This window comes from Campylobacter sp. RM19073 (assembly GCF_024723495.1).
GTDB lineage: Bacteria > Campylobacterota > Campylobacteria > Campylobacterales > Campylobacteraceae > Campylobacter > Campylobacter porcelli.
The window spans coordinates 35,918-48,902 of record NZ_JANQCT010000005.1 but is presented as its reverse complement, the minus strand read 5'-3'; the positions used below and the strand labels follow the sequence as shown (position 1 = coordinate 48,902).

Sequence of the window (12,985 nt, the reverse complement as noted above, 5' to 3'; positions counted from 1 at the left end):
AAATTTACTCTTTATCCATCATGTCTTTGTATCTACTTATAGCGTTTTTACGCTCTTGTAGGTAGCCACTAAGCTTTTGTTTATTCTCTTCGAAAAATAGCTCAAAATCATCTTTTGTCTTTATTTTCTCTTCACCAAATTTATCCAAAAGCACATTTGAGCTTCCGACTAATACTAGATATTTTTGATTTTCATAGTTTAGTAAAACTACCTTATTTTGCGTATCTAGTGGCTTTTCATATATAATATCTACGCTTTCATTATCTAAATTCCAGCTTAAATTACCGCTTTGATTTAATGAATTTTTGGGAGTAGATAACTCAAATGGCTCAATCTTTACTGTTTGATCTACTTTGTTTGATTTAGTGGATTTTAAATTTTTCTTAGCGTATTTGGTTTTTATATACATAGCAAATACAAACATCGCAAAAAGCACTAAAATCACTATAATATAGTTTGTATATAAGCTATCTTGATTATCCTTTTTGGTCGGTATATTAGATAGCGATGGCTGCTCTTTTGGCGTGTTTTTAACTGAGTTTTGTGGCTGATTTGCCTTAGGTGTTATGCGGATACGAAGTCCAAATTTATCACTTGTTTTAGAGGCTATTATAGATATTGGTTTTTGATATTTTAGCTCTAGAGTTGTAGCGTTATTAATTGAAGAGATATTGATATTTTGTAAGATATTGGATTTTATCTCTTTATTTATTTTATCTTTTGTATTTACATCGCTTAATATTATATTGATGGTTTGGGGGTTGTTTTGCTGCTTTATCGTGCCATTATATGGCGCGTCAAAGCTTAGCATAATATCAATTCTCTCATCTCTTTGATAAATATTATGAGTAAGCAAATTTACAGCCCAAAGCGGTAACGCTAATGCTATTAAAAGCCAAATTTTCATAATTGCTCTCTTTTGAAATATTGGATTACAGATTTTGAGTCTAAGATCTCATTTATACGAATGGCGAGATTTTTCTCATATACCATCACCTCGCCTTTGCCAAATATTCTATTGTTTATAAATAGCTCCACGCTCTCTCCGGCTGGTTTTTCTAGGTCTATAACGGAGCCAACTTCTAGCTTTAAAAGCTCCCTTACGCTAATTGTCGTCATGCCAAGATCGCTTATAAACTCCACGCCTATATCAAGTAGTTCATCATAGCCGTGAAATAGCCCATTTGGGCTTAGACCTTCATCATTCATGCTTTTTTGTAGCCTATTTTAAATGTTTTATTTTTCATTTTAAATATTTGAGATTTTTCAAGTCTAACTGGAAATCTCTCAACTTTACCTAGAAATTCAGGCGTTCCAAGCTTATAAGTTCCATTATTGTTATCATTTAGTAGATTTTTTGCATATCCTACGATTTGATTAGCAACTTCTCTGCTTAAATCACCTAAATCTGTTTTTTTACCCTCTTCTTTATTAAATAGCTTATCTACAAAAAGCTCTAAAGTCTCTTTTTTAAAATATAGATAAAATTGGATCTCTTCGCCATCTTTGTATATAGGAATACTAGCACCATATAGGTCTTTACCTAGGCTTTTTCCCTCTTCTAGTTTATATCCAAAGACATCAGTGCAAAAGTGTTTAGTAGCGTAATTAATAGCATTTAGCATTATAATCTCCTTAAGTTTTGGGTAGTATTATACAAAATTTAACTTTAAAAGAGATTATTTATAAATTTTTTGGCTAAATTTGTGATTATTAAATTTAGCCAAATTGCTATCTATTCAAATAACTCTTTTATCTTTTTATGAGCGGTTTGTGGGTCAAATTTGCTTGTTATCTCTACAATTTTTGTGCCTATGATCGCACCATCTGCATACTCTTTGATCGCTTTGACATCTTGAGAATTTTTAATCCCAAAGCCAATTGCAACTGGCAATTTACTACTATCTTTTATAGATTTAATCATATCTTTTAATCTATCAATTGAGCTTTGCTCTCCGCCAGTTACGCCTAGAGATCCTACAGCATAGATAAAGCCATCTGCATTACTAGCGATCTCTTTACTGCGGTTAGCACTTGTAGGGGCGATTAATCTTATGAGCGAGATACCGTGTTTTTGGCATTTACTAGCAAATTCCTTGCTCTCTTCATATGGCATATCAGGAACTAAAATACCGCTGATACCACACTCCTTGCTATCTTGTAAAAATCTATCTTCGCCGTAGCTTAAAATGATATTATAATATACCAAAAATACTAAAGCTTTTTTGGTTTTAATCTCTTTTAATATATCAAATGCGCTATTTGTAGTAACTCCATTTTGACAAGCCTCAAAAGCCGCATTTGCTATGAGTTTGCCATCAGCTAATGGGTCAGAATATGGAATTCCAATCTCTAAAATATCAAGGCAACTCTCATCTAGTAAATTCAAAAACTCTTTTGTATATTCTAAATTTGGATACCCAGCCACTATATAGCCTATATTTGCCTTTTTATCATTAAATGCTTTTTGTATCTTATCCATAGATTGTTCCTTTTTTATACTCCATTATGGTATTCATATCCTTATCGCCCCGACCGCTTACATTTACTACGATATTTGAGCGTTTATTTAGAGTAGGGCAGAGCTTATCAAGGTAAGCTAGGGCGTGTGAGCTCTCAATAGCTGGTATTATCCCTTCTAATCTTGAAAGAAGTCTTAGGGCATTTACGCACTCATCATCGCTTACGGCGTAGTAGCTTACTCTGCCTATATCTTGTAAGTGGGCATGCTCTGGTCCAACCCCTGGATAATCAAGTCCTGCGCTTATGCTATGAACTGGCAAAATCATTCCAAATTCATCTTGTAATACTATGGTTTTCATGCCGTGGATTATCCCTTTGGTGCCTTTGGTTAAAGTGGCTGCGTGGTATTTGGTCTCTATACCAAGACCTGCAGCTTCAACGCCTATGATATTTACGCTAGGATCATCTAAAAATGCTGAAAATATACCTATAGCATTGCTCCCACCACCCACACAAGCTATGATATAATCTGGCTTAACGCCTTTTTCATCTAATTGGGCTTTGGCTTCAGAGCCGATTACGCTTTGGAAATCTCTAACTATCATTGGGTATGGGTGAGGGCCAACGGCTGAGCCTATAACATAAAATCTACTCTCTATCTCATTTACCCATGCTTGAATGGCTGCTGTGGTGGCCTCTTTTAGTGTGCCAAGCCCATCGCTAATAGGTACTACATTGGCTCCTAAAAGCTGCATTTTATATACATTTAAGGCTTGTCTTTTGGTATCGCACTGCCCCATATATACATCGCACTCTAGCCCTAGAAGTGCCGCTGCTGTTGCAGTGGCTACTCCGTGCTGACCAGCGCCCGTTTCGGCTAAAACCTTTGTCTTACCCATCTTTTTAGCAAGAAGTGCTTGAGCTAGAGCGTTATTTATCTTGTGAGCTCCTGTGTGGTTTAAATCCTCTCTTTTTAAATATATATTATGCCCGTAGTGCTCGCTTAATCTTTTGGCGTGATACATGGGGCTTGGTCTGCCGACATAATCTTTTAAAAGGGCGTTTAATTCAGATTTAAATTCATCGCTCTTTGCGATCTTTTCATAGGCCTCTTCAAGCTCCATTAGGGCGCTCATCACGGTTTCAGGGACGAATTGTCCGCCATATTTGCCAAAATATGCTTTTGCGTTCATTTTAAATCTCCTAAGCTAACTATTTTTAAAATTTCCATTACTTTATCGCTATCTTTTATTCCAAATTCATCTTCTATTTTGCTATTTATATCAATTAAATTTGGTTTAAGCTTTATTGCTTCTTTTAAATTTTCTACGCCGATTCCACCAGCTAGACCAAATTTGATATCTAAATTTTTTAGCAAATCCCAGTTAAATTTAACCCCATTTCCACCAATCTTATCCCCTTTTGTATCAAATAATATTTTATCATAGCTCCCTTCAGGCTTTGGCAAACTCTCTCCTACGCTAAAAACTTGCCACACCTCACAATCAAATTTAGTTTTATCATCTACTTTTTCATAGATTTGAATGGCGTCTAAATCCGCAAATTTCACTATTTTTGCCACTTCATCAAATGGTATTTTAGCAAAAACGCCAACGGCTTTTATACCAAATTTATGAGCCAAATTAGCAATATTTTTAGCCATTTCTTTGCTAATTTTTCTTTTACTCTCAGCGAAAATTAGCCCGATAAAATCCACTCTTTTACCCTTAAATTCGCACTCACACACGCTTTTAGCTTCGCTTAAAGTTTTGATACCACAAATTTTAATTAAAGGGCTCATTATATAACCTTTTTTACTATGTAAAGATACTCGGTTACATATAAGTCTCTTGAGTTTAAGTTTCTACTTGCTCTATAGGTTGGGTATTTGATCTTTACTTTTTCAACCTTGCCTATTTTATTTAAATTTGTTAAAAACTCGCTCTCTTTGATAAATCCATCTGAGTTAAATGAGATTATCAAATACTTTGCTTTAAACTCGCTTAAAAGCGTGAAAAACTCACTACCTGCTTTTGCTTTTTTATTATAATTCGAGCGGTTCCAACCATTTGGGATACCGCTAACTTTGCTGATTTGCTCTATATTTGGTGCTTTAAAATCGCATATTAAATTTAGCATAAAGTAGTTTGAGCCATAAGGGTGCTGATTATAAGGCGGATCAAAATACGCTATATCCACGCTTGGAGCTAGTTTAGCAAATTCATAAGCGTCATTTTGAAATACCTTAAATTCGCTTTTAAAATTTGAAAAAATCGGCATTTCAAGCTCTATTTTGCCTAAAATTCTCTTTAAAGCATTCTCGCCCTGTCCGCCAAATTTCCCAATGCCATCTTTATCCTTATAAAAGCCCTTGAAAACGCCACCGGTGTTTGAGTGAATGGAGGCCTGGCTAAGAAGTGGAGCTATAAAATATTTTTGAAATTCAGTTGGAATTTTAGATATTTCATCTCTTAAACCGCCTAGAATCAAAGCATTTTGCCTTGAGTAGAAAACTCTTTCGCCTTTTTGGATATTTTTATCATCTTTTGGGGCGTAAATTTCACTGATGAAGCTCTCTTGCGGGGTGTAATTTTGTAAAATTTTATTGTGAATTTGCTTTAAGTTTGATATAAGCTCATTATCTGAATTTTCTAAATAGCATGAATTTATAACAAAAGAGTATTTTTCCAAATCATTTGCTAATATCAAATTGGAGTGCTTTTTAGCTAGTCTTGCGACCACTCCGCTACCGCTAAAGACATCAGCAAATGCGATTTTATCTTTTCTAAGCTCTTTTTTTATATCGCATACAACGCTATCAATCGAGCCTAAAAGCGATCTTTTATTACCCAAATAGCTAATTAGTTGATTTGTCAAATACTCTGTATTTTTGCTCACCTATTATCTCCGGTGTAGTCTTTATAAAACTCCCAAACTTTACCGCTTTTAATCGCATTTAAGATTATATCTTTAGCCTCTAGTGGTGAGTTAGCACCATCTGCAGCATATAGGGCAAACATCGCATTTAAAAGCACTATATCAAATTTAGCCCCACTAAGCTCTCCTTTTAGCGTAGCTCTTAAAATATCAGCATTATAACTAGCATCTCCACCAGCGATATCAGCGTGAAATGCCCTATTAAAGCCAAATTGCTCTGGAGTGATCTTATACTCAAGTATTTTGCCATCTTTTACTTCGTGTATTAGTGTCTCATCACAAAGGCTTATCTCGTCCATTCCGTCCATGCCATGCACGACAAGAGCGTGTTTGCGACCTAAATTTAATAAAGTAGCCGCAATTAGCCCATTAACTTCTTCAAGATAGTTTCCCACTACTTGATTGCTAAGGCTTAAATTCGGATTAAGAAGTGGCCCAAGGATATTAAACACAGTTCCCACTCCAAGCCTTAATCTTACATCACGCACAGAAGCTGTAATAGGATGAAAGTATGGAGCATGGAAAAAGGCTAAATTTTGGCTATTTAGTCTAGATTTTAGACGCTTTATATCACTATCTAAATCTATGCCAATTTGGCTTAAAACATCGCTACTGCCGCTTTTAGATGTTATGGCTTTGTTGCCGTGTTTAGCTACTTTGATGCCTAAAGAGGCTAGTATGAAAGCTGAAGTTGTAGAGATATTAATGGTTTTTAAAGCATCGCCACCTGTGCCCACTATATCCATCATCGGCGAGTTATCATTATATGTAGTTGAGTATTTTAGTATATTTTTTACAAGTGCAGCAAGGCTATCTGGATATAGTGATTTTTCGCTTATTAAAACTAGCAAAGCACCAAGCTGAATTTCATCATAATTTTTATTATAGATCTCTTTGCAAATTATCTCATAATCGCTACTATCAAGCGCAAAGCCTTTTTGGAGTTTTGTAAGGAATGGAGCGAAATTTGCCTTTTTAGGGCTTTCGTCTTTTGTTTGATTTAGTAGGAGAAAATTTGTAATTATCTGCTTTCCATACTGGCTAAAGAAGCTCTCAGGGTGAAATTGTATCCCAAAAATTTGATTTTGCCTATCCTCTAACGCCATTAAAACCCCATCGCTACTATATGCTGTGGCTTGCAAGTTTGGCGGGAGATTATCCACATATAAAGAGTGGTATCTCATCACATTAAATTCACTTGGTAATCCAGCAAAGATTATGCTATCGTTTTGGGTTTTGATTTGGCTAATTTTACCATGAACTGGGATATCAAGCACCTTAATATCAGCTCCATTTACTAGCCCAATGGCTTGATGCCCAAGGCAAATTCCAAGTATAGGAATGCCTAAATTCGCTCTTAAAATATCAAGGCAAACTCCGCTATCTTTAGGGTGTTTTGGTCCTGGACTTAGGATAATTTTAGATGGATTTAAGGCTTTAATTTCATCAATTGTAATCTCATCATTTCTAACGCATTTTATAGGCTCTTTAGTCGTGTCTAAAATATATTGATATATATTATAAACAAAACTATCGTAATTATCTATCATCAAAATCATTATTTATCCCTTTTGGTTGCGTATTGCTCAAAGATCTTTAGGCAACTTTTTCGTTTATTGCAAATTTCTTCATACTCATTTTTAGCATCGCTATCCCACACTATCCCAGCGCCAGCTCCGATAAATACGCTATTTGAGTCTGAATTTGGCACGAAGATTGCTGAGCGAATGAGAATTGCCATTTGCATATCTCCATTAAAATGCCAAAATCCAATCCCACCACCATAAATTCCACGACTATGCCCTTCAAGCTCATTTATAATCTGCATTGCTCTAATCTTTGGGCTTCCGCTAAGGGTTCCAGCTGGAAATATCGTAGTTATCGCCTCCATTGCCGTTGATGAGCTACTTAGCTCTGCGTAAATATCACTTACAATATGCATTACGCTCTCATATAGCTTGATATGCATAGGATTTGTAACTTTTACGCTACTTGGAAGGGCGAATTTGCCTATATCATTTCTAGCTAGATCAATTAGCATTCTATGCTCGCTAAGCTCCTTTTCATCGCTTAAAAGCTCTTTTTTTATCGCTTCATCTTCATTGGCATCAATCCCTCGTTTTCTTGTTCCAGCAATTGGACTTGTGTGGATAATGCCTTTTTTGATCTCTACTACAAGCTCAGGGCTGCTACCTACGATGGTGCCAAATTCGCTTGGATAATAAAACATATATGGGCTAGGATTTTGGGATTTTAAAATTTCATAAAATTCAAGTGGGTCAAAATCGCTTTCTAATTCTAAAGTTTTAGATAAAACTACTTGGAAGATATCGCCATTTTTTATATAATTTTTAGCCGTTTTAATCATATTTAGATAATCGGTTTTTTGGCTATCTAGATCGCTTTTTATGGTGTAGAAATAGCTTTTATCTGATTTGACTAGAGGCTTTATATCTTTTAGATTATTAAAGTATCCGCTATCCCCATAAAAGCCATAAATTTTACTCTGTTTATCATAGTGTAAATATGCTTTAGCATCGCTATAATGATATATTGGGAACTCGTATAAATATGGCTTTATATCTGCGATTTTTTCAAATTTATATACAGCTTCGTAGCTTAAAATCCCAAAAAGTCCGGCAAAATTTGAGATTTTTTTGCCATTTTTAATCCTCTCATTTAATTTAGCAAAATCATCTCCGCTAATATAATCACAATCAATACCGATGATGACTTGCATCTCATCTTCAGCTAGATAAGATTTTGGATATTGGCGTAAAATTTCTCTAAAATATATGGTTGGATCACAGAGTAAAAGCATATTAGCTCCAAAAAGTTTTTTTAAAAAAATATTATACAAAAAATTTTCTTTATCAATCTTAAAAATTACTATTTCAAAGCTAGATTTTATCTTAGGATTACTATAATTTGGCATTAAATTTAAGGTGTAAAAATGGTTGATATGATCTTATCTGGCGATACTATCTATTTTTTGATTGCGTTATTTGTCGCTATTGGGGTTGGCGTGGGGTTTATTAGCGGATTTTTTGGGATTGGTGGGGGGACGATTTTGGTTCCGATACTGCTAAATTTGGGTTTTGATATTAAGAGTGCAATTGGTATTAGTGTGCTTCAGATGTTTATGGGGGCGATGTTTGGTAGTTATATAAATTATAAAAATAAAAAATTAGTTTTAAATGATGGGATTGTAGTTGGTATTGGTGGGCTTTTGGGGGCTAGTTTTAGTGGATTTATCGTTTTAAATATGCCTGGTATTGTGCTTAAATTAGCGGTGCTTTTTATACTTTTTGTGGCTATAATTAAGTTTTTTCAAGCTGATGTAGTAAATGATAATCCAAAAGATATATCTAAATTTGTAATGTTTATTGTGGGGGTTTTTGTGGGTGCTGTAGCTATATCTGCTGGGATTGGCGGAGCGCTATTTTTAACTCCGATATTTGTGGGATTTTTGAAAATGGATATTAAAAAGGCCATATCAATTGGGCTATTTTTTGTTATATTTAGCTCATTTTCTGGACTTATCAGCCTAGGAAGTGCTGGGCTAGTGGATTATAAAAGTGGCTTGATGATTGGGATTGGCTCTATAATTGGGGTCTATTTTGGTGTTAAATTTGGTCATAAAATTGATAAAATAACTCAAAAAAGGTTAGCTCTAGGGCTATATATAATTATGTTTATTTTAATGTTAAAAAATATATTATTTTAATCATTTTAAATGGCTTTAGAAATATCAGCCTAAAAGCCATTTAAAATCTCTATAATCTTAGCTATTATTTTGGATTGAAAATCCTCTGTAGCTTGAGATTGTGAGTAGCTAAAACTAGATTTTTGACTTTGTAAATTTAAATTTGTTTGATAATCTTTGCCATCTTTAATAGCGATATATAGCGAGGCTTGAGCGTCGTAAAAATACTCACTCTCATATCCATTACCAAAGCTACTTCCAAAGCCAATATGTCTAAAACCGCCACTTCCAAAGCCAAATTCCATAAAATTATTATTTTTAATATCGCTATTTTGCCTTAGGTAATTTAAGGCTATTTTGATTGTAATATCTGGATTTTTATCAGCTTTTTTATAGCCATTTTGGATTAGGGCAGAGCTTAGATTGATATCGAAATTTTCACTTAAGTTTTGTGAATATATGCTAAAGCTTTTGCCCTTGATATTTTCAGTTATAAAAATGGGATTAGAAGTAGCAAGATAGCTAGTAAAAGCAGGACTACCACAACCTAAAAATATTAGGCTAATTATCAGAGAAAAAAATATATTTTTCATCAAATTCCTTTAAAATAAATTTGATTATTATACTACTTTTTCTCTATTTTTTGGTTTATAAAATAGACTAAAAACAGCACAACAAAGCTAATTATTAGCATAATGGCTGAGTATATGTGTGCTAGTTTATAGTCTAGTATCTCAACAGCATCATAAATAGCAATACTAGCAACCTTAGTCTCTCCATCAATGCTCCCACCAATCATCAAAATTACCCCAAATTCGCCTAAAGTATGAGCAAAGCTAATGATAATCGCACTTAGCAATGATGGCTTGATATTTGGCATAGCTACGCAAAATAAGGTAGTAATCTTGCCTTTACCAAGGCTATAGCTAGCCTCTATAAGCGAATTTGGCAGGGATTTAAACCCTGATAATATGGGTGAAAACATAAATGGCAATGAGTAGATACAGCTAGCAATTACAAGGCCAGTAAAGTTAAAAACAAGTCTAATATCAAAATACTCTTGCATAAATTCACCCAAAAATGAGTATGGAGATAGAAGTATTAAGATATAAAATCCAAGCACCGATGGCGGCAGCACAAGTGGCAATGATACTACACTTTCGATAACGGGCTTTAATCTAAATTCACACCTAGCCACAGTATAAGCAAAAAATAAGCAGATGATAAATAGTATAATTGTTGTTATTAAAGCTAATTTAAATGATAATAGTAGTGGCGTCCAATCTATCATATAGTAACCTTTAGATTTGATATTTGTGTGCTTAGAGTGATGGTATCGCCGATTTTTAGGCTATTTAGGCTATTTGGTAAGGTGATTTGGTAAATTTGATTTGCATATTCGCAAGTGATTAAGTTTTGATTAATCTCTAAAATCGTGGCTAGAAAATCGATATTTTGGTGCGAATTTGAGTTTAAAAACAGCTCTTTTGGCGAGCCACTTTGGATAATTTTGCCACTATCTACTATAAATACATGGCTTGCAAGTCTATAAATCTCATTTTTATCATGGCTAACTATAATTATACTCATACCATATTTTTTATGAATTTGGCTTAGATACTCTTGGAGTTTAGTGCGTAAATTTATATCCAAAGCAGATAACGGCTCATCTAAAAGCAGTAGTTTAGGGCGTCTCATCAAAGCCCTTGCTAAGGCTGTGCGTTGCTTTTGACCGCCTGAGAGGGTATGGGGATAGGCATTTTTAAGCTCTAAAAGCTGGGTTAATTCAAGCAGCTCAGTGGCAAATTTAATATCATTTTTAGCAAATAGTAGATTTTGCATTACACTCATATTAGGAAATAGGGCATAATCTTGAAAAAGATAGCCTATATTTCGCTTTTGTGGTGGTAAGAATATATCTTTATTATAATAAATTTGCTCATTATTACTAATTACTCCGCTATTTGGCTTATCAAATCCAGCAAGTAGCCTTAATATCGTGCTTTTACCACTACCACTCTTGCCATATAGTGCGACAAATTCACCATTTTCTACACTAAATTTCGCATCAAGCTCAAATCCATTAAATGATTTTTGGCAGTGGAAATTAATCATAATTTAGCCTAGTCGATTGATTTATACCCAAATTTAGCAAATATATCTTGAGCGGTTTTGCTTAGGATAAAGTCATAAAACGCCTTAGCTAGTTTATTATCTTTGCCGTTATTTAAAATTACCATCGCTTGGTCTATGCTAGTATGAAGTGAGCTATCAAGGATAGAGTAGTTGGTATATTGTAGCATTTGCTTAGCCTTTAGAGCGCTAGCTGCTACAAATCCTATATCTCCAGCTTTTATAGTTTGATTTAGAGCATCTCCTATGCTATTTGATTCTATGATTTTATGCTTTATTTCATCATAAATTCCAGCATTTTTTAAAGCCTCGATTGTGGCGGCTCCATATGGTGCGGTTTTAGGATTTGCGATTATTATTGTTTTTATATCTTTGTTTTGTAGTGAGTTTAGACTTGGCTCATAGCCTCTTACGCTTAGTATTGCTACGCTTCCGCTAGTGTATATTTGTGGTTTATCTACTGCGAAGCCATCTTTGTATAATGTATCTGCAAAGCCTATATTAGCACTTAAAAATAGATCAAATGGGGCTCCATTTTTGATTTGAGCTACTAATTTGCCGCTTGAGCCTAGTGTGATGTTGATTTTAGCGTCTGGGTGAAGCTTGGTAAATTTACGCTTTATCTCTTCAAGGGCATAAGCAGTATTTGCCGCAGCGGCGACATTAAGGTTTGAAGCAAAAGAGCAAATCACAAAGGCTAGGAGAAGTAGAAGTGTTCTCATTATTTATCCTTTATATTTTAAATTTATACTTCAAAATTATATGATTAAATAGTAAATAGGCTATAAATAAAATGATATTTATACATATAAATTATATATTTATATTTTAAAGATAGCTAACCTAGCCAAAATTTAGCTAGATTAAATTGTGTAAATTAGGCTTGTGTAGCGATAATTATATGGCTAGCTTTTATAAATAGCTCAACTTCATCGCCTACATTAATTCTCATATCTTGAGCTGATTCATTTGTGATTATTGCGTGGATTATTTGGTTATGACCTATATTTACAGAAATTTTCGCATTTACCGCACCTAAGGTTGCTTGAGTAACCTTGCCTTTTAGTTTATTTGCTGCTGAAATTTTTAACTCTTTATCATCAGTTTTAGCTAAAATCACGCTTGAGGCTTTAAAAACAAAGATAATCTCCTTGCCAACTTCTAAATTTAACTCTTTTTGGCTATCTATTGTGATTATGGATTTTAGTAACACTCCATCGCTTAATTTAGCGGTGATTTGGGCATTTACCGCACCAATTTCAATATCTGTGATTGTAGCTTGGAGCTGATTTCTAGCGCTTAGTTTCATATTTATCCCCTTTAAGTTACTTATAATATCGCCATCTAAATCATTACAAATTTCATTTAGAAAGTGGTTTTGAGCCTTTAAGATTGCATCATATTTATCTATTATATCTTTTGCGTATTGGCTTAGCTCACTACCGCTATTTTTTCTCTTGCCATCGACCCTTAGAATGAGCGGCTCATCGGCTTTGGAATTGATTAAATCTAGGCAATCCCAAGCGTTTTTGTATGATATACCCACTACAGTTGCAGCTTTGGTAATACTTCTAGTCTCATCTAGAGCTTTTAGAAGCTTAATATGTTTTGGCAAAAGCACCACTTCATCGTTTAAAATTAGCTCAAGATTTATTCGTGCTTTCATAAAAACCTCTTTATAAATTTATTTTTTAAGTGTATTATAATATTTTTTTATTAAAAATTGGCATATATTTTACTAAATTT

The 12,985-nt window shown here is 34.1% G+C and carries 15 protein-coding genes; 1 reads left to right on the top strand and 14 read right to left on the bottom strand.

From position 1 onward, the window contains the following. Window positions 1–4 precede the first annotated feature (4 nt). From CSUIS19073_RS03155 to CSUIS19073_RS03115, 9 genes are all read right to left on the bottom strand, one after another. Window positions 5–907, bottom strand: a complete 903-nt coding sequence (locus CSUIS19073_RS03155; protein ID WP_086242203.1) for a hypothetical protein — start codon at window positions 905–907, stop codon at window positions 5–7. Beyond that, a complete protein-coding gene (gene fliN / locus CSUIS19073_RS03150) occupies window positions 904–1,209 on the bottom strand; it encodes a flagellar motor switch protein FliN (RefSeq protein WP_086237746.1) in 306 nt (101 codons plus the stop codon). Before fliN ends, CSUIS19073_RS03155 begins: the two co-directional genes overlap by 4 nt. Continuing rightward, the gene (locus CSUIS19073_RS03145; protein WP_086242202.1) at window positions 1,206–1,625 is read right to left on the bottom strand and encodes a chemotaxis protein CheX; all 420 of its coding nucleotides are present in this window, start codon (window positions 1,623–1,625) and stop codon (window positions 1,206–1,208) included. The genes fliN and CSUIS19073_RS03145 overlap by 4 nt, the downstream gene beginning before the upstream one ends. Window positions 1,626–1,735: 110 nt before the next feature. Beyond that, window positions 1,736–2,482 carry a tryptophan synthase subunit alpha gene (gene trpA, locus CSUIS19073_RS03140; RefSeq protein ID WP_086242201.1) on the bottom strand — a complete coding sequence of 249 codons (747 nt, stop codon included), beginning with the start codon at window positions 2,480–2,482 and terminating at the stop codon, window positions 1,736–1,738. Next, window positions 2,475–3,656, bottom strand: coding sequence for a tryptophan synthase subunit beta (gene trpB / locus CSUIS19073_RS03135; RefSeq protein WP_086242200.1), 1,182 nt, complete (start codon window positions 3,654–3,656; stop codon window positions 2,475–2,477). The genes trpA and trpB overlap by 8 nt, the downstream gene beginning before the upstream one ends. Beyond that, window positions 3,653–4,264 (bottom strand): phosphoribosylanthranilate isomerase, encoded by a 612-nt coding sequence (locus tag CSUIS19073_RS03130; protein WP_086237742.1) that lies wholly within the window; start codon window positions 4,262–4,264, stop codon window positions 3,653–3,655. Before CSUIS19073_RS03130 ends, trpB begins: the two co-directional genes overlap by 4 nt. After that, window positions 4,264–5,361 (bottom strand): DNA adenine methylase, encoded by a 1,098-nt coding sequence (locus CSUIS19073_RS03125; RefSeq protein ID WP_086237741.1) that lies wholly within the window; start codon window positions 5,359–5,361, stop codon window positions 4,264–4,266. The genes CSUIS19073_RS03130 and CSUIS19073_RS03125 overlap by 1 nt, the downstream gene beginning before the upstream one ends. Further along, complete coding sequence (gene trpD / locus CSUIS19073_RS03120) at window positions 5,358–6,959, bottom strand: anthranilate phosphoribosyltransferase (protein WP_086242199.1); 1,602 nt, start codon at window positions 6,957–6,959, stop codon at window positions 5,358–5,360. Before trpD ends, CSUIS19073_RS03125 begins: the two co-directional genes overlap by 4 nt. Further along, on the bottom strand, window positions 6,959–8,221 hold the full coding sequence (locus tag CSUIS19073_RS03115) for an anthranilate synthase component I family protein (protein ID WP_086242230.1): 1,263 nt from the start codon (window positions 8,219–8,221) through the stop codon (window positions 6,959–6,961). The genes trpD and CSUIS19073_RS03115 overlap by 1 nt, the downstream gene beginning before the upstream one ends. Window positions 8,222–8,353: 132 nt before the next feature. On the opposite strand from CSUIS19073_RS03115, the gene CSUIS19073_RS03110 reads away from it, so the two are divergent. Next, window positions 8,354–9,127, top strand: coding sequence for a sulfite exporter TauE/SafE family protein (locus CSUIS19073_RS03110; RefSeq protein ID WP_336526356.1), 774 nt, complete (start codon window positions 8,354–8,356; stop codon window positions 9,125–9,127). A gap of 29 nt (window positions 9,128–9,156) precedes the next feature. On the opposite strand, the gene CSUIS19073_RS03105 is transcribed toward CSUIS19073_RS03110, so the two are convergent. From CSUIS19073_RS03105 to CSUIS19073_RS03085, 5 genes are all read right to left on the bottom strand, one after another. Next, the gene (locus CSUIS19073_RS03105; RefSeq protein ID WP_086237738.1) at window positions 9,157–9,699 is read right to left on the bottom strand and encodes a hypothetical protein; all 543 of its coding nucleotides are present in this window, start codon (window positions 9,697–9,699) and stop codon (window positions 9,157–9,159) included. A gap of 32 nt (window positions 9,700–9,731) precedes the next feature. After that, window positions 9,732–10,397: a molybdate ABC transporter permease subunit gene (gene modB / locus CSUIS19073_RS03100; RefSeq protein ID WP_086242198.1), complete on the bottom strand. Its 666-nt coding sequence runs from the start codon at window positions 10,395–10,397 to the stop codon at window positions 9,732–9,734. Further along, on the bottom strand, window positions 10,394–11,221 hold the full coding sequence (locus CSUIS19073_RS03095; protein WP_086242197.1) for a sulfate/molybdate ABC transporter ATP-binding protein: 828 nt from the start codon (window positions 11,219–11,221) through the stop codon (window positions 10,394–10,396). The genes modB and CSUIS19073_RS03095 overlap by 4 nt, the downstream gene beginning before the upstream one ends. Window positions 11,222–11,229: 8 nt before the next feature. Further along, window positions 11,230–11,961 (bottom strand): molybdate ABC transporter substrate-binding protein, encoded by a 732-nt coding sequence (modA, locus tag CSUIS19073_RS03090; protein ID WP_086242196.1) that lies wholly within the window; start codon window positions 11,959–11,961, stop codon window positions 11,230–11,232. A gap of 155 nt (window positions 11,962–12,116) precedes the next feature. Then, window positions 12,117–12,905: a TOBE domain-containing protein gene (locus tag CSUIS19073_RS03085; protein WP_086242195.1), complete on the bottom strand. Its 789-nt coding sequence runs from the start codon at window positions 12,903–12,905 to the stop codon at window positions 12,117–12,119. Between the last annotated feature and the right edge of the window lie 80 nt (window positions 12,906–12,985).